Raw genomic sequence first — 19764 nt, 5'->3', positions numbered from 1 at the left:
GTCTCATAGGTCCCCCAGGGGCGGTGGATCTTGATGTGCTCGTTGGCCTCGTTGCGCTTTTCCTTCTTGAGGCCGGCGACGAGATGCTTGACGTCCTGGCTGCGGTCGGTCGGCATCACCAGGATGGCATCGTCGGACGCGATCACGGTGAAGCCGTCGAGACCGATGCCGGTGACGAGCGGTCCTTCCGAATGGACGAAGGCGTTGCGGCTGTCGAGCAGCGATACCGGGCCGAAGGTGACATTGCCCTCTTCGGTCGGGGTGCCAAGCTCGCGCACCGCGTCCCAACTGCCGATATCGGACCAGGCGAAGCGTCCCTCGATGACGGCGGCGCGATCGGTGCGCTCCAGCACGGCATAGTCGATCGACTTGGCCGGTGTCGCGAGGAAGGCCGCCTTGTTGAGACGGATGAAGCCGAGATCCTCAGTGGCACCGGCGACGGCGGCAAGAGCGCCAGCGGCGATCTCCGGCTCGAACTTCTCCGCCTCGGCGATCATCAGCGCCGCCGGGAAGATGAAATTGCCGGAATTCCAGAGATAGCCTTCGCTGAGATAGGTCTCTGCGGTGGCGCGATCCGGCTTCTCGACGAAGCGTTCGACCTTGAAGCCGCCGGGAACGGCAAGCGGAGCGCCCGGCTTGATATAGCCGTAGCTGGTGCGCGGTTCGGTCGGCGTGATGCCGAACGTGACGATATAGCCTTCCTCGGCGACGCTCGCGGCCGTCATGCAGGCGCGGCGGAACGTGGCGGCGTCGGGAACAAGATGGTCGGCGGCGAGCGCAAGCACCAGGCAGTCGTCGCCGTAGCGTTCCTGCGCGATCCGGGCCGCGACGATCATCGCGGCGGCAGAGTCGCGCCGCGCCGGTTCAAGGACCACCGTGGCTTCGACGCCCACTTCCGCTGCCTGGCGGCGCGCAAAGAACCGGAAATCATCGCTCGTCACGACGATCGGATCGGCGACGCTCTCGCCAGCCTCGGGCAGGCGAAGCAGCGTCTCCTGATAGAAGGTCTTGGCCGAGCCAAGGCCCAGGAACTGCTTCGGCAGACTGTCCCGGGAAATGGGCCAGAGCCGCGTTCCCGAACCACCAGCAAGTATAACGGGAACGATCTTGGAACCGGTCATCAGCGATCCTCTAGCGATTTTGCGGCGCACTCTATCATGTTGCGATGCCGCGTACGTTGCCCAAATTTTGGCACGGCGAGCGGCCGAGTTCAACGCATCCGAAAGAGAACCCCGCATCGGGAGGAGGCGCTGGCCGTCCGCGCGCAGGGCGATTGCGAACAAAACAAGAAACGTGCTGCATTCGCGTGCGGCTTGGCCGCCTGATTCGCAAGGAAGCTGCTCGAACGATGAGCGCCGATCCCCTCGCTCGGCTGAATGAGGACCAGCGTCGTGCCGTGGAACACGGCGTGACGACGGAGGGCCGCGGTCCGCTCCTCATCATCGCCGGGGCCGGTTCCGGCAAGACCAACACGCTCGCCCACCGCGTCGCGCACCTCATCCGCAACGGCGCTGATCCCGGCCGCATCCTGCTCCTGACTTTCTCGCGGCGTGCCGCGGGCGAGATGGCGCGCCGCGTCGAGCGCATCGCGGCTGCAACGCTCGGCGACAAGGCCGAGGCGCTCGCCGGTGCGATCCTTTGGTCAGGCACGTTCCACGCCATCGGCGCGCGCCTCTTACGCGAATATGCGGCCTGGCTCGGCCTCGACCCCGCCTTCACGATCCATGACCGCGAGGATTCGGCGGACCTCATGAATCTCGTGCGCCACGAACTCGGCCTGTCGCGCAAGGAGAGCCGCTTTCCGCAGAAGAGTACTTGCCTCTCGATCTATTCGCGCGCCGTCAATGCCGAGATGGCGCTCGATCAGGCGCTGATCGAGGTCTTCCCATGGTGTGCGATGTGGAAAGAGGACCTGCGCGGCCTGTTCTCCGCCTATGTGGAGGCCAAGCAGCGCCAGGGCGTGCTCGATTACGATGACCTGCTGCTGTATTTCGCCCATGCCATGGCCGAGCCGCAGGTCGGAGCGGCGATCGCCGCCCGGTTCGATCATGTGCTGGTCGACGAATATCAGGACACCAACCGGCTCCAGGCTTCGATCCTGCACGCTCTAAAGCCATCGGGCGAAGGGCTGACCGTGGTTGGCGATGACGCCCAGTCGATCTATTCGTTCCGCGCGGCCGAGATCCGCAACATCCTCGATTTTCCCGCCCGATTCGCGCCGCCGGCCTCCGTGGTGACGCTCGCACGCAACTACCGTTCGACAGCGCCAATTCTCGCCGCGGCCAATGGCGTGATCGGCCTCGCCAGCGAGCGCTTCACCAAGGATCTGTGGACCGAGAAGACGGCGGGCGAGGCTCCGGCGCTGGTCACCGTTCGCGACGAGACCGACCAGGCGCGCTATGTCGTCGAGCGCATCCTTGAAAAGCGCGAGGAGGGCGTGGCGCTCAAGGCGCAGGCGGTTCTCTTTCGCGCCTCGCACCACAGCGGCCCGCTCGAGGTCGAACTGACGCGGCGTAACATCCCTTTCGTGAAGTTCGGCGGCCTCAAATTCCTTGACGCGGCGCATGTGAAGGACCTTCTCGGCGTTCTGCGCTTCGCCGAGAACCCGCGCGATCGCGTCGCCGGCTTCCGCGTCATCCAACTGATGCAAGGCGTCGGACCGACCACGGCCGGAAAAGCGCTCGATGGGTTGGCCGGGGCCGTCGACCCTCTGGCCGCGCTCCTCGACTTCGCGCCGCCGGCTCGCGCTGGCGAGGATTGGCGGGATTTCATCGGCCTGATGACGGCGCTGCGCAGCCGGCAACTCGGCTGGCCGGCGGAACTCGCAACTGTCCGTTCCTGGTATGAACCACATCTGGAACGCCGACACGAGGACGCGGCCATCCGCCTGCTCGATCTTGTGCAACTCGAACAGATTGCCGCGGGCTATCCGTCGCGCGAGCGCTTCCTGACCGAGCTGACGCTCGATCCGCCCGACGCCACCTCGGATCAGTCGGGGGTGCCGCTCCTCGACGAGGACTACCTCATCCTTTCGACCATTCACTCCGCCAAGGGGCAGGAGTGGTCGCAGGTCTTCGTGCTCAACGCAGTCGACGGCTGCATTCCTTCCGATCTCGGCACGGGATCGTCGGCGGAGATCGAGGAGGAGCGACGCCTGCTCTATGTCGCGATGACACGTGCCAAGACCGATCTCCACCTCGTGATGCCGCAGCGCTTCTTCGTCCATCAGCAGGGCAGGGGCGGCGACCGCCATATCTACGCGTCGCGCACACGCTTCATTCCGCCTGCACTTCTGCGGCATTTCCGCCAGGTCATGTGGCCGATGGCGCGTGCGACGGCCACGGAGGCGCCTCTACAGCCGCCGGCGCCGATCGATATCGCGGCCCGCATGCGTGGGATGTGGCGCTAGGTGGCGGGCTCAATTGGTATGATGACGAGACGAGCCTTGCGCGGCGACGAAGTCTCGTATTGAACCAAACGACAACAAGAGGTCGGAGGAGACGAGACGATGCATGTGCTGATCCTGGGCGCCGCCGGCATGGTGGGCCAGAAGCTGACGACAGCGCTCATCGCCGACGGCGGACTTGGCGACCAAGCCCTGACGCGCCTGTCGCTGGTCGATGTGGTCGAGCCTCCCGCGCCCGCGGCCTTCTCGGGCGCCGTTGATCGCGTCGCCGCTGATCTGTCGCTCCCGGGCACGGCCGAGCAGGTCGTCGCATCGCGGCCCGATGTCATCTTTCATCTCGCCGCGATCGTCTCGGGCGAGGCCGAGGCGGATTTCGACAAGGGCTATCGTATCAATCTCGACGGCACGCGCTTCCTCTTCGACGCCATCCGCCTCGTCGGCGACGGCTATCGCCCGCGCATCGTGTTCACCTCGTCGATTGCCGTATTCGGCGCGCCGTTCCCGGATCTGATCCCGGACGAGTATTTCACGACGCCGCTGACGAGCTATGGCACGCAGAAGGCGATCGGCGAACTGCTGCTTTCGGACTACACCCGCCGCGGTTTCTTCGACGGTGTCGCGATCCGCCTGCCGACCATCTGTGTCCGGCCCGGCAAGCCGAACAAGGCGGCTTCGGGCTTCTTCTCGAATATCATTCGCGAGCCGCTCAGCGGACACGAAGCGGTGCTGCCGGTTGCCGAGGATGTGCGCCACTGGTTCGCCTCGCCGCGCGCAGCGGTCAGCTTCCTGAAACATGCTGCGACGCTGGACAGCGACCGCATCGGCCCGCGCCGCGCGATTTCCCTGCCCGGTCTTTCCTGCACGGTCAGCGATGAGATCGCCTCGCTCCGCCGCATCGGCGGCGAGGCGGTGGTCGCGCGCATCCGCCGCGAGCCCGACCCGACGATCGGCCGGATCGTCGCTGGCTGGCCGACTAATTTCAATGCCCGCCGCGCCGCGGAACTCGGCTTCGTCGCCGAGACAAGGTTCGAAGAGATTATCGAAGCTCACATCGAGGATGAACTGGGCGGCCGCTTCGTTTCGTAAGGACGGGAGTGGCCCTATGACGAACTCGTCCAACTCGCCGATGTTGCGGAGCGGGCAGGCGTCGACGTGACGATCCAGGCCGCCGTTCAGCCGACGGGCGTGAATACCCGGATGCGGTGTCCGTCCGGGTCGAGGGCGACGAAGGTGCGCCCAAAATCCAGCTCGGTCACGGGCTGCGCGATGGTGATGCCCTTTGCCGTCCAGGCGTGAAAGGTCGCTTCGAGCGCGTCAGCGTCCACTGTGATCGCGACTTCTGCGCTACCGGCGGCACCGCTGGCCGGGGGCTGGACGCCGTGCTTCGACCAGAGGCCGAATTTCAGACCGTTTTCGAAGACGAACAGAACGAAGGTGGGCGAGGATTCGACAGCTTTACGGCCAAAGAGTTCGGCGTAGAACGTGCCGCTTGCCTCTGGCTTGTCGACATAGAGCAGGATGTAAGTCGGGGTCATTGGAAGTCTCCGTCGTTGGTGACGACGGAGATCTAGCCCATCCTGCTGTCAGTTTTTGTCAGCATGCCGCGCTTCCCCTCCAGGGCCTTCCAGTCCTTCATGAGCGCGGCGCGCCGGCGCGGATAGCGCTCGCCCGTCTCGGTCGCTCCGGCGATACGGTCCGTGCGAAAATGACGGAAATCATCGCGCAACTCGCACCAGGCGATCAGCACGCGGACGTTGTCGAAGAAGCCGAGCGCGAAGGGCCAGATGGTCCGGTTGGACAGGGTGCCGTCGGCATCGGCATAGGCCAGCGCAAGACGCTGCTCCGCTCGAATGGCGCGTCGGAGCGCCGCGAGATCGATCCGGTCACGAGGCGATCCGGTCGGAGCGACGAGCAGCGTCGAGCTGTCGAGCGCGCGCCGCAATTCCTCCGGCAAGACGCCAGAGATCTTGGCGAGCACATGCTGCGCCGAGCGCTGCAACGGTTCGTCGGCGCGCATCGCGACGAAGCGCATGCCGAGAACCAGGGCTTCGATCTCCTCATCCGCAAACATCAGCGGTGGCAGAAGGAAGCCCGGCTTCAGAACATAGCCGAGGCCTGGCTCACCCTCGATATCGGCGCCCTGGCCCTTGAGTGTCGCGATATCGCGATAGACCGTCCTGAGGCTGACGCCCAGCGTCTCGGCGAGTGCCTGCCCGCTGACGGGCCTGCGATGACGCCTGAATTCCTGAATGAGATCGAGCAAACGTTCCGAGCGCGCCATCCCGGCCTCCTGATGACCGTCCCATAGCACATTTCAGCCCACCGGCTTCCGGCCGAAGCAGAGGCGCACAGTAATTCGATAAAATAAGCCGGCAAATAATAAGCCGGCATGTCATTGAAACTTCATTACTATTGGGCGCCTCGATCGGCTAACCGGTTGCCGTCGCGCCGCAGGAGGCGCTCCACCCCATTCCCGTGAGGCTTCCATGCACGCCAAATTCCTCGGCGCCGCCGGCATGTTCGCGATCGCCGCCATGCTGGCCGGACCCGCCATGGCCGACAAGACCAAGATCGATTTCTGGTTCGGCAACACCGGCGATATTGCCAAGCGGGTCCAGGAGCAGTGCGACCGGTTCAACCAGTCGCAGTCAGACTATGAGGTCGTCTGCACGTCGCAGGGCTCTTATGACGCCTCGCTGCAGAACACCATTGCCGCCTTCCGCGCCGGCAAGCAGCCGACGATCGCCCAGGTCTCGGACGCCGGCACGCTCGACATCATGCTCTCTGGCGCCTTCTACCCGGCGAAGAAGCTGATGGCCGACATGGGCTATGCGGTCGACTGGGACGATTACTTCTCCGGCATTCGTTCCTATTACGCGACCTCGAAGGGCGACATGTACTCGTTCCCCTTCAATTCATCGACGCCGCTGCTCTACTGGAACAAGGACGCCTTCGCCAAGATCGGCAAGGATCACGCGCCGGCGACTTGGGAAGAGGCAGCCGAAGATTTCAAGGCCCTGAAGGCCGCCGGCTACGCCTGCCCGCTCGGCTTCAATATCTCGCGCGACGAGATCTGGCAGTATGGCGAGCAGTTCATGGCCGTGCATGGCGAGCCGATCGCCACCAAGCGCAACGGCTATGACGGCCTCGACGCCGAGTTGATCTTCAACAAGGGCAAGTGGGTCCAGTACGTCAAGAACCTGAAGAGCTGGTACGACAACGGGGAAGCTGTGCTGAAGTCGAAGGAGACCGGACAGACCTTCGTCGAGGCCTTCGCCGCTGGCGATTGCCAGGTGATCCTGACTTCGGTCGGCGACCACGGCAATATCGGCCGCACCGCGAAGCCCGGCATGAACTGGGACGTCGCGATGCTGCCGGTTTATGCCGGCACCGAGCGCAAGCACTCCTTCGTCGGCGGCGCCTCGCTCTGGGTCCTCGCCGGCAAGTCGGATGCCGAATACAAGGGTGCCGCGGCCTTCTTCAACTTCATCGCCAAGCCGGAAGAGGCGCTGACCTGGTCGACGGTCACCGGCTACATCCCGGTGCGCAATTCCGGCTACGACTATCTCGTGAAGCAGGGCTTTTATGACAAGGCGCCCTATGCCGGCCGCGAACTCGCGATCAAGAGCCTGACCGCCTCGCCAGCAACGGCCGACTCGCTGCCCGGCATTCGTCTTGGCGGGCTGCTGCAGATCCGCCAGGAAATGGCCAACGGCCTGCAGGCGATCTTCATCAACAATGCCGACGTCCAGGCATCGCTCGACGATGCGGCGGCGCGTGGCAACCAGATCCTGCGCCGTTTCGAGCAGACCTATAAGGGCAAGCAACTGCCCTAGGCCTTCTCGCGTCTCTTCGCCCTCTCCCGTCCGCGGGGGAGGGCTTCCGGCCAAGAGCGGACGGCAATACGGATCCCATGGAAAAGCGCGCTACCTTCTCCTCGACGACGATCGGCCTCATCTTCATTGCGCCGATGCTGCTGCTGATCTTCGTCTTCTTCTACTGGCCGAGCGGCCAGGCTCTCTATTGGGCCTTCACGCTCGAGCAGCCCTGGGGTGGCGGAAATCAATGGGTCGGATTGCAGAATTTCCAGCAGCTCCTCTCTGATCCCGTCTACTGGAACTCGATCACAAGAAGCCTCGTCTTCGGTCTCGCCTCGACCGCGATCGCCATGGGCGTTGCGCTGGTGCTGGCGCTCTTCACCGACCGGGAGCTTCGGTTCCACCGCGCCTATCGCTCGATCTTCGTCTGGCCCTATGCGATCGCGGCGCCGGCGCTCGGCCTTGCTTTCCGCTTCATCCTGGCGCCCGAAGCCGGCCTTTTGTCGGTGCTCAACTCGGTCTGGCCAAATATCTGGAATCCGGCTCTCGACGGCAAAGACGCGATGATCGCTGTGATCATCGCCTTCTCGTGGAAATATATCGGCTACAACTTCATCTTCTTCCTGTCCGCGCTCGCTGCCATCCCGCGCTCGCTGATCGAAGCGGCGGCGATGGATGGCGCCGGTCCGGCGCGCCGCGTCGCCGACATCCAGCTGCCCTTGCTGACGCCGACGCTGTTCTTCCTGCTCGTGATCAACATCACCGAGAGCTTCCAAGACAGTTTCGGCATCGTCGACATCATGACCCAGGGCGGTCCGGCCCGGGCCACCGAGCTCATGGTCTACAAGATCTATTTCGACGGCTTCAAAGGCCTCGACTATTCCGGCGCTGCCGCCCAGTCGATCATCCTGATGGGCCTCGTCGTCCTGCTCACCATCGTGCAGTTCCGCTTCATCGAGCGGCGCGTGCACTACAAATAGGAGCGGGTCATGGTCGAACGCACACCTCTTTTCGACGCGATCTGCCAGGCAATTCTGCTGATCGGTCTGCTCGTCGCCTTGCTACCCTTCGCGATCGTCATCATCGCGGCGACGCACGACATCCGCACCGTCAACATCGTGCCGATGCCGCTGATGCCCGGTCATGACCTCATGGCCAATCTGCATGAAGCCTGGGTCCGCGCCGATCTTGGCAGCAAGCTGTTCAACTCGATCCTGTTCGCGACGTCGGTCGCCGCCGGCAAGGTGATCCTCTCGGCGATGGCGGCCTTTTCGATCGTCTATTTCCGCTTTCCCGGCCGCTCGTTGCTGTTCTGGGCGATCTTCATCACATTGATGCTGCCGCTTGAGGTGCGCATCGTTCCGACCTATGCGGTAGCAGCCAATGCGCTCGCCCCATTCCAGGCGATCCTTGACCTGACGGGCATCACCTGGCTGGTCCGCACGGTCTCTGGCCTCCAGGTGACACTGCAATGGGGGCTGCTCAATTCCTATCCCGGCCTGGTCCTGCCGCTGGTGGCGACGGCGACAGGAACGTTCCTCTATCGGCAGTTCTTCCTGACCATTCCGGATGAACTTGCCGAGGCCGCCAAGATGGACGGCTCGGGTCCGGTGCGGTTCTTCTTCGACATGCTGCTGCCGCTCTCACGGCCCAACATGATCGCCCTATTCACCATTATGTTCGTCTGGGCGTGGAACCAGTATCTCTGGCCGTTGCTCGTCACCACCGATCCGAAATTCGGCATCGCGGTCACGCAGCTCAAGCTGCTGATCCCCTCCGAATTCGGCCTGCCCGACTGGAACGTGGCGATGGCCGGCACGCTGATCATCATGGCGCCGCCGCTGGTCGTCGTCATCCTGATGCAGCGCTGGTTCGTGCGCGGCCTGATCTCCACCGAAAAGTAAAAGGAAGCGGACATGGCCTCGATCGGAATCCGCGGCGTCAGGAAGGCCTATCAGAAGAATGCCGTCGTCCATGGCGTCGATCTCGATATCGCTTCGGGCGAGTTCATCGTCATTCTCGGGCCTTCGGGATGCGGAAAGTCGACGCTTCTGAGGATGATCGCCGGCCTTGAGGAGATCTCGTCCGGCGAGATCGCCATCGACGGGATCGTGGTCAACCAGCTGGAGCCGCGCGAGCGCGGCTGCGCCATGGTGTTCCAGAACTACGCGCTCTATCCGCACATGACCGTCGCCGACAATATCGGCTATGCGCTGAAGGTCGCCGGCGTGCCAAAGGCGGAGCGGCGGCGCCGCGTCGAGGCGACGGCGAAGATCGTCGCGCTCGAATCTTTCCTTGATCGTCGGCCGATGGCGCTTTCCGGCGGTCAGCGCCAGCGTGTCGCCATGGCGCGCGCCATCGTGCGCGAGCCGAAAGTGTTCCTGTTCGACGAGCCGCTCTCAAATCTCGATGCCAAGCTGCGCGTTGCGATGCGCGCCGAAATCCGCCGGTTGCACCGCCGCCTGGGTGCCACGTCGATTTTTGTGACGCATGACCAGGTCGAGGCGATGACCTTGGGCGACAGGCTTGTGGTGATGAATGCCGGCCGCGTCGAGCAGGTCGGCGCGCCCGCCGATGTCTATAATCGTCCCGCCAGCCGCTTCGTCGCGAGCTTCGTTGGCTCGCCGGCCATGAACCTTCTGGAAGGCGCGATCGATCGGCACGGTGTCTTCGTCTACGATGGCGAGCGCCGTATCGAGGTCCCCGCCGCCGTGGAAAACCGCCTCGTCGGCCACAAGGTGACGCTCGGCGTCCGCGCCGAAGCCGCCCGTCTGGTCGAGGCCGGTACGCCCGGCAGCTTGCCGGCGACGGTCGATTTCATTGAGGAGCTCGGCGCCGGTCGTGTCGTCCACACCGATTTCGATGGCCTCTCCTTTGCCGTCGCCGTGACCGAGCCCGTCGCGCTGGCCGCCGGAGCGGCGGTCGGCATCGCCATCGATCCGGCTGACATCCATCTCTTTTCGTCCGAGACAGGCCTCAGGATTGACGCTGCGCCCGCCGAGGCGCGCGCGGATTCGGCTTAGTTTCGCTGTTGGTTGAACCTCGTTTCTTGCACCCCGCGCCGGTGTTCCGGCCAGACAGGAGCCAGACAATGACCGCGACGCTGCCGATTTCGCATGTTGGCTTTTCAACCTCGCCTCATAAGGGCGACCTCGCTTCTCTCGAAGCGTCCATCGCAGAGATCGTCGATCTCGGCGCCGACGTCGTCGAACTCGGGCTGTTCGGCGAGGATCTGATTTCCGGCGGCCGCGTCATCGAGGGCCGTGCCCGGCACTTCGCCGAGATCTGCGCCAAGTTCGACATTCGCTATACGGTGCACGGCCTCATCGTCTCCAACTTCATGGACGAGGCGCATCTTGCCTATCAGAAGGCGGCGGTCGGGGCGATGATCGAGCTGTGCGACCGCATCGGTGCCGACACGCTGGTACATCATTCCGGCCATGCGCCGATCGGTTCGCGCCCGCTACTGACCCATTATGATCGCGTCGAGCGCGCGGCGCTGGCCGAGATGGCCGCCTTAGCGGGCCGCCACGGCATTCGCATCGCGCTCGAAAACATCTTCGCCGTCGACAACAGCGAATACCGCCAGCTGCCGTCAGAGGTCGCCGCGACGGTGCATTCAGTTGGCAGCCCGCATCTCGTCGGCCTCATTGATTTCAGCCATGCCTATATCGAGGCGACGCGCACGGGCGCGGATTTCGTGCACGAAATCAAGGCCTTCGCGCCGGTTGCCGGCCATTTGCACCTGCATGACAGCTTTGGTCGGCCCTACACGATGTCGAAATTCTATTACACGAGCGAGGCGATCGCGCTCGGCATCGGAGATCTGCATCTCCCGCTCGGCTGGGGCGATCTGCCCTTCGAAGCACTGTTCAACGAGATCGATGTCCTGCCCGGCACAGCGCTCATCATGGAGATCGGCGAGCGCTTCTCGGCCGAGCGGGCCGACTCGCTCGAACGGGCCCGCGCCCTCGCGGCGCGGATCAACGCCCGCCATGCCGTCGCGGCAGCCTGAGTGAGCGACGCCATGCGCTTTGCCGACAAAGCCGCGGAGGTCGACCTTGCCGATCTCGTCACGGCGCGCGTCCCGAGCCTTCCGAAGCCGCCCGCTGCGCTGTTCGAAAAGGCGGAGGAGGCGGAGCAGACAGGGTCCGAGCATGACCGTCTGGCGCACGATCTGCCGGCCTTCAACGCGGTCGAGCTTGTCGCGCCGCCTTCGGGGCTAAGGAGCGGGACATCGCTCCGCGTTGCCGCCTGGAATGCAGAGCGGCTGAAGCATGCCGGCGCCTCGGCGGCCCTGGTCGCATCGACCGGCGCGGATATTCTACTGCTGACCGAGACCGACAATGGCATGGCGCGCTCGGGCAACCGCCATACCACGGCGGATTTGGCGGCGGCGCTCGGCATGGGCTACGTCTTCGGCGTCGAATTCGTCGAGCTTGGCCTCGGTGACGATCGCGAGCGGCTCTGGCATCGCGGCGAGACGAACCGGGTCGGCTTCCACGGCAATGCGCTCCTGTCGCGCCTGCCGATCGCCGATGCCGCGCTGATCCGCCTCGATGATGGCGCGGTCTGGTGGCTCGATGCCTTGAAGGGGCAACGCCGTCTCGGCTGGCGGATGGCGATCGCGGCACGGGTTGAAACCGCAGCGGGACCGCTGCTGGCGGTGGTCGTACATCTCGAGAGCAAGTCCGATCCCGCCGACAGGGCGAGCCAGGTCGCGCGGCTCATCACGGCGATTGAGGCCTTCGCGGAGGGGATGCCGGTCGTCATCGGCGGCGACTTCAACACCAAGGCGCTGCCGCCCGGGACGCTTGGCCCCGATCTCGATCCTGCAGCCCACGAGCCGCTCTTCGCGCTGATGGCGGCGGCCGGTTTCGATTGGCGCGAAGCCAATACCGCCGATGCCTCGCAGCGCCAGCTCCCGGACGGCAAGCCCGCGCCACCATTCCACCGCCTCGATTGGCTGTTCACACGCGGACTCGACCCACTTGATCCCGCCACTGTCCCGGCAACGGACGCGAAGGGCGATGCCATTTCCGATCATGATCTGATCGTTGCCAATGTAACGACGCGGTGAATTTGAAGGCAAAGCTTCGCGACGCGTTAACCTCTGCCGGGCGACAACAGTTCATGACCTGCCATCGCGGAAGGGTGGTCGTCTAGTCTTGTCGTGTGGAGCTTTTTATGTCGACCGTTCGTTCTGTGACGCATGATCTCTTGCGTCGGCTGGAATTGACCACGTTCTTCGGCAATCCGGGGTCTACGGAAGAGACCTTCCTCAAGGACTTCCCTTCGGATTTCACCTATCATCTTGCCCTTCAGGAAGCGTCTGCCATCGCGATTGCCGATGGCTATGCCCAGGCGACCGGCAAGCCGGCCATCGTCAATGTCCACACCGCGGCCGGCCTCGGCAATGCGATGGGCAATCTGATTACCGCCAGCCTCAACAAGACGCCTCTGATCGTCACAGCCGGCCAGCAGACGCGCGAAATGCTGCTGATGGAGCCTTGGCTCACCAATGTCGACGCGACGATGCTGCCGCGTCCCTGGGTCAAATGGGCCTACGAGCCGGCGCGGGCGGAAGATGTTCCGGCCGCCTTCATGCGCGCTTATGCGACGGCGGTGCAGGCGCCGGCCGGCCCTGTCTTCCTGTCGCTGCCGCTCGATGACTGGGACAAGCCGCTCTCCGGTCAGGCGCTGCTGCGCACCGTCAGCCACCGTGTCGCGCCGGATCTTGAGCGTCTGAAGTCGTTCGCTGAGATTCTCTCCGCAGCGTCGTCGCCTGCGCTGATCTTCGGCGCAGCGATCGATCGCGGCAATGGCTGGACGGAAGCCGTGGCGCTGGCCGAGAAGCTCGGCGCCGCCGTCTTCGCCGCTCCCGCCAGCGAGCGCACGCCCTTCCCCGAAGACCATCCGCTCTATGTCGGCGGGCTGCCTTTCGCCATCGGGCCTCTTTCGGAGCGCCTCAAGGGACATGACGTCGCCATCGTCATCGGCGCGCCGGTGTTCCGTTATTATCCTTATGTGGCTGGCGACTATCTGCCGGCCGGGCTGACGCTGCTGCATATCAGCGATGATCCAGCCGAGACGTCGCGTGCGCCGGTCGGTGACAGTCTCGTTGCCAACGCCGTGCTCGCCACCGCGGCGCTGGTCGATCTCGTCGAGCCGAAGAGCCGGCCAGGACGCACGATCACCCCGCTGGCCCAGCGCATGGCGCCGCAGGCCCCGCGCCATCCGGATGCCGCGCCCGGCGGCAAGGATGGCGTGCCGACGGCTGCCGATGTCTTTGCCGCGCTGGCGGCGGTCCGGCCGGAGCATGCGGTTCTGGTGGAGGAATCTCCCTCGAACCTCGCCGATCTCCATCGCTGGTGGCCCATCACCGAACCGGCCACCTTCTTCACCTTCGCCAGCGGCGGGCTGGGCTGGAACCTGCCGGCCTCCGTCGGCATCGCGCTCGGCGAGCGGGATACGGGACGGAACCGGCCCGTGCTCATGGTCATCGGCGACGGCTCGTTCCAATATTCGCTGCAGGCGCTGTGGACGGCGGCGCAGAACGATCTCCCTATCGTCTTCATCGTGCTGCGCAATGGCGAATATGGCATCCTCAAATCATTCGCCGTGCTGGAAGAGACGCCTGGCGTGCCGGGCCTCGATATTCCCGGCATCGATATCGTCAGTCTCGCGCGCGGCTATGGCTGCGACGCCGAGCGGATTTCCGATCTCGAGGCGTTGAAGGCGCGCGTCACCGCCGGCTTTGCCGGTGCGCGTCCGCTGGTGATCGAGGTGCCGATCTCGCCCGATATTCCCCCGCTGATCTGATCTTGTTGTCCTGAGGCATTTTCCCGGCGACGGCGAAGCCCGGCTTCGCCGTCGATTGACTCTTGCCATGCTTGGAGTCGTTATAGGAACAAATCATGAACATTCATGAGATGGAATAAGGGTGACGAGAATGGGGACGGCCGGACGGGTAACCGTTGACGCGCTGCGGCGGCAGGTGGCGGCGATCGAGCGGGCTGGCGACGGCACCCGGCCACTGGCCGGGCGTCGTCTCCCGGTCGATCACGGACCTGTCGATGCGGCGATCGGCGGCGGGCTGGCGGCCGGAGTTCTGCATGAGATCTTGCCGGCGGCGGTTGCCGATAGCGCTGCGGCCGGTGGGTTCGCACTGGCGCTTTCGCTCTGCCTCGCACCGGCCGAGCGGCCGCTGGTGTGGATCCGAGCCGCAGCCGCCGTGCGGGAGAGCGGGGAGCTTCACCCTGACGGGCTCGCGGCACTCGGGCTCGATCCGGCGCGGCTGATCCTGGTTCGCCTCGGCGATGCGGCCTCGATCCTGCGCGCCGGCGTAGAGGTGGCGCGCTGCGCGGCGCTCGGCGCGGTGATCGTCGAGCTCTATGGCGACCCGAAGGCGCTCGACCTGACCAGCGAGCGCCGCCTGATGCTCGCAGCCGAGCAATCAGGCGTCAGCGTCATTCTGCTGCGTCCCGGCGCGAAGGCGGCGCCCGGCGGCGCCGAGACGCGCTGGCGGCTCGCCTCGGGCCAGACGCAGCCGTTGCCGATGAATGCGCCGGGTCGGCCTGCCTTCGACCTGACGCTTCTACGCCATCGCCATGGTCCGCCCGGCGGGCCCTGGCGCCTTGAATGGAACCGCGATGCGAAACGCTTTGAACCCCTCCATTTCGCAACCGAGACGCTACGGCGCGATCCTGATGCCCTGCCTCGCGTCGAACCGGCTGCGCCGGCTGCCGGGCGCGCCCTTTGGCGCCATGCCGGCTGAAGCGCCGCTGCTGATCACCGAAAAGGTGAAGGGCGCGCTCGTCATCGCAGCGCGCGATCCAGCGGCGATCCGGCTCGGCCTTGCGCCGGGCCTGACGCTCGCCGAGGCGCGGGCGCGTATCGCTGATCCCGCCGTGGCGGAGGCCGATCCTGCCGCCGACGCCGCGCTTCTGGAGCGCATCGCTGACTGGTGTGACCGCTACACGCCGCTGGTGGCGCTCGACGGGCCGGGTGGGCTGATGCTCGATCTGACAGGGGTCGCCCATCTCTTCGGCGGCGAGGCAGCGATGCTGGAGGATTGCCTGAAGCGGCTGAACACATTCGGCATTTCGGCACGGATCGCCATCGCCGGCTCGGCCGATGCGGCGCGGGCGCTCGCCCGTGCCCGCCCGGGTTCGATCGTGCCGCCGGGCGGCGAGGCGCTGGCCGTGCGCGACCTGCCTGTGACGCTTCTCGGCCTCGATGCGGCGCGTAGCCTCGCGCTCACCCGTGCCGGTCTCAAGACGATCGGCGACCTCATCGACCGGCCGCGCGCTCCGCTTGCCGCCCGCTTTGGTGCCGAATGCGTCGATCGCATCGCCGGGCTGACCGGCCTCGTTCATCATCCGATCTCGCCGCGCCGGCTTGTTCCCGTGGCGCTGGCTGAGCGCATCTTTTTCGAGCCGGTCTCCCGCACCGAGGATATCGAGGCAACGCTCGCAGGCCTTGCCCTCGATGTCGCTCGGTTGCTCGAAAAGCGCGGCGAGGGCGGCCGGCGGTTCGAAGCGGTCTTCTACCGCGTCGATGGCTTCGTCCGCCGCATCGTCGTCACGACATCGCGGCCGAACCGCGATGCGAAGGCGCTCATCCGCCTGTTCCGCGAAAAGCTCGACGCGCTCTCCGATCCGCTTGAGGCAGGCTTCGGCTTCGATCTCGTCCGCTTGGGCACATTCGCGACCGAGCCCTTCGACGAGATCGAGACCAGTCTCGACGGCCGCGCCCGCGACGAGGATGCGCTCACCGATCTCGTCGACCGCCTCGGTGCGCGCTTCGGACCGGAGCATGTGCTGCGCTTCGTCCCCGAGGATACGCATATCCCCGAGCGGCGGGCACGGGCGGTGCCGGTTCTCGCCGCGCCGGCCGTGCGCTGGCAGGCCGATCTCGTCGCGGGAGAACCGCCGCTCCGGCCGCTCAGCCTGTTCAATCCGCCCGAGCCGATCGAGGCGCTGGCCGAGGTGCCGGACGGGCCGCCACTCCGCTTCCGCTGGCGCCGCGTGCTGCATCGCGTCGCGCGCGCCGAGGGGCCGGAGCGCATCGCGCCGGAATGGTGGCGGATGAGCGACGACACGCTCGACCGCGATTATTACCGCGTGGAGGATCAAGAGGGCCGCCGGTTCTGGCTCTATCGCGAAGGGCTCTACGGCCAGGAAACGACGAACCCGCGCTGGTATCTGCACGGGCTCTTTGCATGAGTGCGCGCGGCCACCCCTTCGCCGAACTCGGCGTCATGAGCAATTTCTCCTTCCTGGAGGGCGGTTCGCATGCCGCCGAGCTCATCATTCGAGCGGAAGCGCTGGGCCTTGCCGGCATCGGCATCGCCGATCGCAACACCTTCGCCGGCATCGTCCGCGCGCATGACGCCTGGGGCGAAGAGGAATTCGGCAATCCGCGCGCCAAGGGCCTTCGCCTTGTCGTCGGCGTCCGCCTCTGCTTTCGCGACGGCACGCCTGACATCCTCGCTTATCCTGTAGACCTTGCCGCCTATGCGCGGCTTTGCCATCTCCTCAGCCTCGGCAAGAAGCGGGCGCCAAAAGGCGCGTGCTATCTCGACTTCGGCGATCTCGGCCGTCATGCCGAGGGCGTTCTGATGATCGTCATGCCGCCTGACCATCCGGACGCCGTCTTTGCCGGGCTGCTGGAGAGAATTGCCATGCTGGCGCCCGGCCGCGTCTGGCTGGCCGCCAGCATGCCGCGCCGTGGCGCCGATCGCCGTCGTCTCGCAGGGCTTGTGTCCTTCGCCGAGGCCGCCGGCCTGCCGCTCATCGCCACCAATGACGTGCTCTATCACGCGCCCGAGCGGCGCCCGCTGCAGGACGTGCTCACCTGTATCCGAGCAAAGACGACGATCGAGAAGGCCGGGCGGCTGCTGGAGGGAAATGCCGAGCGTCATCTGAAGGACGGCGCGGAGATGACGCGCCTCTTCCGCGATCGGCCCGAGGCCGTCGCTGAGACGATGCGCTTCATGAAGCGCATCCATTTCACGCTCGACGAGATCAAATACCAATACCCGACGGAATCCGTGCCGCAGGGCATGAGCGCGCAGCAGCATCTGGAGGTCCTCACATGGAGGGGCGCGGGGGAGCGCTTTCCAGATGGCATTCCGCTTGAGGTCGAGGCGACGCTGAAGAAGGAGCTCGCCTTCATCGATAAGCTCAACTATCCCGCCTATTTCCTCACGGTGCATGACATCGTCGCCTATGCGCGCGAGATTGGAATTCTTTGCCAGGGGCGCGGATCGGCCGCCAATTCCGCGGTCTGCTATTGTCTCGGCATCACCTCCGTGAATCCGGTCCAGCACCAGCTTCTCTTCGAGCGCTTCGTCTCGGCCGAGCGGCAGGAGCCGCCGGATATCGATGTCGATTTCGAACATGAGCGGCGCGAGGAGGTGATCCAGTACATCTATCGCCGCTATGGCCGCCTGCGCGCCGGCATCTGCGCCACCGTTATCTCCTATCGCACCAAGAGCGCCATCCGCGAGGTCGGCAAGGCGATGGGGCTTTCCGAGGATGTGATCCTCGCGCTCGGCAGTACGGTCTGGGGTGGCGGCTGGGGTTCGGCCGTGCAGGACAGGCATATCCGCGAATCCGGCCTCGACCCGAAAAACACCGCCATCGCGCGCGTCGTGACCCTTGCGGAGGAACTTCGCGGTTTCCCGCGCCACCTCTCCCAGCATGTCGGCGGCTTCGTGCTGACGCAACGCCTCCTCAACGATCTCGTGCCGAGCGGGCCGGCCGCCATGAAGGACCGATCCTTCATCGAATGGGACAAGGACGACATCGATACCGTCAGGATGATGAAGGTCGATGTGCTGGGCTTGGGCATGTTGACCTGCATTCGCAAGGCGTTCGACCTGATCGCTGCGGCGGGGGGGACAGCCTATGAACTGCACACCGTCCCTGAGGACGATGAGGGCGTGTATGGAATGCTGCAGAAAGGGGATTCGATCGGCGTCTTCCAGGTTGAGAGCCGGGCGCAGATGAATATGTTGCCGCGCCTCCAGCCGAAGAAATTCTACGATCTCGTCATCCAGGTTGCGATCGTCCGCCCCGGCCCGATCCAGGGCGACATGGTCCATCCCTATCTGCGCCGCCGGCAGGGGCTCGAAGAGGTGAGCTTTCCCGCGCCTTCACCGGAGCATGGCCCGAAGGATGAGTTGGAACAGGTGCTTGGCCGCACGCTCGGCGTGCCCCTGTTCCAGGAACAGGCGATGAAGCTCGCCATGGTGGCCGCCCGCTTCACGCCCGAGCAGGCGAACGGTCTGCGCCGCGCGATGGCGACCTTCCGCCATAACGGCACCATGCACAAATATGAAACGATGATGGTGGAGGGCATGGTCCGGCGTGGCTATGAACGACAGTTCGCCGAGCGTTGTTTCAGCCAGATCAAGGGCTTCGGCGAGTATGGCTTCCCCGAAAGCCACGCAGCGAGCTTCGCCCGCCTCGTCTATATCTCCGCCTTCATCAAACACTATCATCCGGCAGCTTTCGCGGCGGCGCTGCTGAACTCCCAGCCGATGGGCTTCTATGCCCCGGCCCAGATCGTGCGCGATGCTGCTGACCATGGCGTTGTCGTGCTGCCGGTCGACGTCAATGCGAGCCTTTGGGACAACCAGCTCGAGCGGCATGAAGGCCAGCTCGCGCTCCGCCTCGGCTTTCGCCAGATCGACGGCTTCCGCGAGGATTGGGCCGAGAGGATCGCGGCGGTGCGCGGTCCGGGCTTCGAAAGCTTCGACGTCTTCGTCCGCCATACACGCCTGGAGCGCCGGGCCTACGAGCGGCTCGCCGATGCCGATGCGCTGCGCTCGCTCGGGCTTGACCGCCGGGCCGGCCTCTGGAGCGTGCGCCGCCTGCCGGGCGCACCGGCGCTGCCGCTGTTCGCCGCTGCGGATGCGGCCGAGCTTGGCAGGGAGGAGGATCGTCCCCTGCCCGAAATGCCGCTCTCCGAGCATGTCGTCGCCGATTACCAGACGCTGCGCCTGTCGCTGAAGGCACATCCGATGAGTTTCCTGCGCGCGCGCCTTGCCGGAGAGGGCATCCTTTCGGCGGCCGACACCACGGCGCTTGCCGATGGCGCAAAGGCGCGCATGGCCGGCGTGGTTCTGGTGCGCCAGCGGCCCGGCAAGGGAAACGTCGTGTTCATGACGCTGGAAGACGAGACCGGCATCGTCAATATCGTCGTCTGGACGCGGCTTTTCGACAAATTCCGCCGCACCATTTTGGGCGCCAAGCTGGTGCTGGTGGAGGGGCGGATCCAGAAAAGCCCGGAAGGCATCATCCATCTTGTCGCCGACCGACTTGTCGATCGCACAAGTGATCTCGCGCGCCTTTCGGAAGACCGGAAGCCCAATCTCCAGCTCTCGCGCGCCGATGAATTCGTTCACCCGCAACACCCGCGCACAGCCGGTCATCCGCGCAATGCCCGCATCATCCCGAAGTCGCGCGACTTCCACTGACGCTGTGGCATGGCGCTGAAAAGCGCTGGACAGGCGCGCTGCCCCGATTATGG

General features: G+C 65.2%; 15 protein-coding genes. 12 read left to right on the top strand and 3 right to left on the bottom strand.

Annotation, left to right across the window (positions count from 1 at the left end; translation table 11 throughout):
* On the bottom strand, nucleotides 1–1121 hold a 1121-nt coding region (locus BUB39_RS21615; protein ID WP_073057915.1), incomplete at its 3' end, for a mannose-1-phosphate guanylyltransferase/mannose-6-phosphate isomerase.
* Nucleotides 1122–1348: 227 nt separating this feature from the next.
* On the opposite strand from BUB39_RS21615, the gene BUB39_RS21610 reads away from it, so the two are divergent.
* Both BUB39_RS21610 and denD read left to right on the top strand, forming a co-directional pair.
* Nucleotides 1349–3409, top strand: coding sequence for an ATP-dependent helicase (locus BUB39_RS21610; protein ID WP_073057914.1), 2061 nt, complete (start codon nucleotides 1349–1351; stop codon nucleotides 3407–3409).
* Between the two features lie 99 nt (nucleotides 3410–3508).
* On the top strand, nucleotides 3509–4492 hold the full coding sequence (gene denD, locus BUB39_RS21605) for a D-erythronate dehydrogenase (protein ID WP_073057913.1): 984 nt from the start codon (nucleotides 3509–3511) through the stop codon (nucleotides 4490–4492).
* 86 nt (nucleotides 4493–4578) lie between these two features.
* Here the strand turns inward: denD and BUB39_RS21600 are convergent, their stop codons facing one another.
* Both BUB39_RS21600 and BUB39_RS21595 read right to left on the bottom strand, forming a co-directional pair.
* Nucleotides 4579–4941 carry a VOC family protein gene (locus tag BUB39_RS21600; protein ID WP_073057912.1) on the bottom strand — a complete coding sequence of 121 codons (363 nt, stop codon included), beginning with the start codon at nucleotides 4939–4941 and terminating at the stop codon, nucleotides 4579–4581.
* Nucleotides 4942–4973: 32 nt separating this feature from the next.
* Complete coding sequence (locus BUB39_RS21595) at nucleotides 4974–5687, bottom strand: helix-turn-helix transcriptional regulator (protein WP_073057911.1); 714 nt, start codon at nucleotides 5685–5687, stop codon at nucleotides 4974–4976.
* A gap of 205 nt (nucleotides 5688–5892) precedes the next feature.
* Between BUB39_RS21595 and BUB39_RS21590 the strand changes: the two genes are divergently transcribed.
* The 10 genes from BUB39_RS21590 to BUB39_RS21545 all read left to right on the top strand — a co-directional run bounded on the left by BUB39_RS21590 (nucleotide 5893) and on the right by BUB39_RS21545 (nucleotide 19711).
* A complete protein-coding gene (locus tag BUB39_RS21590; RefSeq protein ID WP_073057910.1) occupies nucleotides 5893–7242 on the top strand; it encodes an extracellular solute-binding protein in 1350 nt (449 codons plus the stop codon).
* A 77-nt stretch (nucleotides 7243–7319) separates the two neighbouring features.
* Nucleotides 7320–8204 (top strand): carbohydrate ABC transporter permease, encoded by an 885-nt coding sequence (locus BUB39_RS21585; protein WP_073057909.1) that lies wholly within the window; start codon nucleotides 7320–7322, stop codon nucleotides 8202–8204.
* A 9-nt stretch (nucleotides 8205–8213) separates the two neighbouring features.
* Nucleotides 8214–9128, top strand: a complete 915-nt coding sequence (locus tag BUB39_RS21580; protein WP_073057908.1) for an ABC transporter permease subunit — start codon at nucleotides 8214–8216, stop codon at nucleotides 9126–9128.
* A 12-nt stretch (nucleotides 9129–9140) separates the two neighbouring features.
* Nucleotides 9141–10247: a sn-glycerol-3-phosphate ABC transporter ATP-binding protein UgpC gene (gene ugpC, locus BUB39_RS21575; RefSeq protein WP_073057907.1), complete on the top strand. Its 1107-nt coding sequence runs from the start codon at nucleotides 9141–9143 to the stop codon at nucleotides 10245–10247.
* 68 nt (nucleotides 10248–10315) lie between these two features.
* Entirely contained in the window at nucleotides 10316–11239 is a 924-nt protein-coding gene (locus BUB39_RS21570) for a TIM barrel protein (RefSeq protein ID WP_073057906.1), read from the top strand.
* Nucleotides 11240–12304 carry an endonuclease/exonuclease/phosphatase family protein gene (locus tag BUB39_RS21565; RefSeq protein WP_244540341.1) on the top strand — a complete coding sequence of 355 codons (1065 nt, stop codon included), beginning with the start codon at nucleotides 11240–11242 and terminating at the stop codon, nucleotides 12302–12304.
* A gap of 107 nt (nucleotides 12305–12411) precedes the next feature.
* Nucleotides 12412–14046: a benzoylformate decarboxylase gene (gene mdlC, locus BUB39_RS21560; protein ID WP_073057904.1), complete on the top strand. Its 1635-nt coding sequence runs from the start codon at nucleotides 12412–12414 to the stop codon at nucleotides 14044–14046.
* Between the two features lie 130 nt (nucleotides 14047–14176).
* Entirely contained in the window at nucleotides 14177–15001 is an 825-nt protein-coding gene (locus BUB39_RS21555) for an ImuA family protein (RefSeq protein ID WP_073057903.1), read from the top strand.
* Nucleotides 14934–16451: a DNA polymerase Y family protein gene (locus BUB39_RS21550; protein WP_244540340.1), complete on the top strand. Its 1518-nt coding sequence runs from the start codon at nucleotides 14934–14936 to the stop codon at nucleotides 16449–16451. The genes BUB39_RS21555 and BUB39_RS21550 overlap by 68 nt, the downstream gene beginning before the upstream one ends.
* Nucleotides 16448–19711, top strand: a complete 3264-nt coding sequence (locus BUB39_RS21545; protein ID WP_073057902.1) for an error-prone DNA polymerase — start codon at nucleotides 16448–16450, stop codon at nucleotides 19709–19711. The genes BUB39_RS21550 and BUB39_RS21545 overlap by 4 nt, the downstream gene beginning before the upstream one ends.
* Nucleotides 19712–19764: the final 53 nt, after the last annotated feature.

It is taken from the genome of Kaistia soli DSM 19436, assembly GCF_900129325.1.
In the GTDB taxonomy this organism is placed as follows: domain Bacteria; phylum Pseudomonadota; class Alphaproteobacteria; order Rhizobiales; family Kaistiaceae; genus Kaistia; species Kaistia soli.
Note: the sequence above shows the minus strand (reverse complement) of the source record. Positions and strands in the feature narration are given on the sequence as shown.

Bases quoted from the DNA above. Each gene is read 5' to 3' on its own strand.
- BUB39_RS21610 (WP_073057914.1), top strand. From the start codon at position 1,349: ATGAGCGCCGATCCCCTCGCTCGGCTGAATGAGGACCAGCGTCGTGCC.
- denD (WP_073057913.1), top strand. From the start codon at position 3,509: ATGCATGTGCTGATCCTGGGCGCCGCCGGCATGGTGGGCCAGAAGCTG.
- BUB39_RS21600 (WP_073057912.1), bottom strand. From the start codon at position 4,941: ATGACCCCGACTTACATCCTGCTCTATGTCGACAAGCCAGAGGCAAGC.
- BUB39_RS21595 (WP_073057911.1), bottom strand. From the start codon at position 5,687: ATGGCGCGCTCGGAACGTTTGCTCGATCTCATTCAGGAATTCAGGCGT.
- BUB39_RS21590 (WP_073057910.1), top strand. From the start codon at position 5,893: ATGCACGCCAAATTCCTCGGCGCCGCCGGCATGTTCGCGATCGCCGCC.
- BUB39_RS21585 (WP_073057909.1), top strand. From the start codon at position 7,320: ATGGAAAAGCGCGCTACCTTCTCCTCGACGACGATCGGCCTCATCTTC.
- BUB39_RS21580 (WP_073057908.1), top strand. From the start codon at position 8,214: ATGGTCGAACGCACACCTCTTTTCGACGCGATCTGCCAGGCAATTCTG.
- ugpC (WP_073057907.1), top strand. From the start codon at position 9,141: ATGGCCTCGATCGGAATCCGCGGCGTCAGGAAGGCCTATCAGAAGAAT.
- BUB39_RS21570 (WP_073057906.1), top strand. From the start codon at position 10,316: ATGACCGCGACGCTGCCGATTTCGCATGTTGGCTTTTCAACCTCGCCT.
- mdlC (WP_073057904.1), top strand. From the start codon at position 12,412: ATGTCGACCGTTCGTTCTGTGACGCATGATCTCTTGCGTCGGCTGGAA.
- BUB39_RS21555 (WP_073057903.1), top strand. From the start codon at position 14,177: ATGGGGACGGCCGGACGGGTAACCGTTGACGCGCTGCGGCGGCAGGTG.
- BUB39_RS21550 (WP_244540340.1), top strand. From the start codon at position 14,934: ATGCCCTGCCTCGCGTCGAACCGGCTGCGCCGGCTGCCGGGCGCGCCC.
- BUB39_RS21545 (WP_073057902.1), top strand. From the start codon at position 16,448: ATGAGTGCGCGCGGCCACCCCTTCGCCGAACTCGGCGTCATGAGCAAT.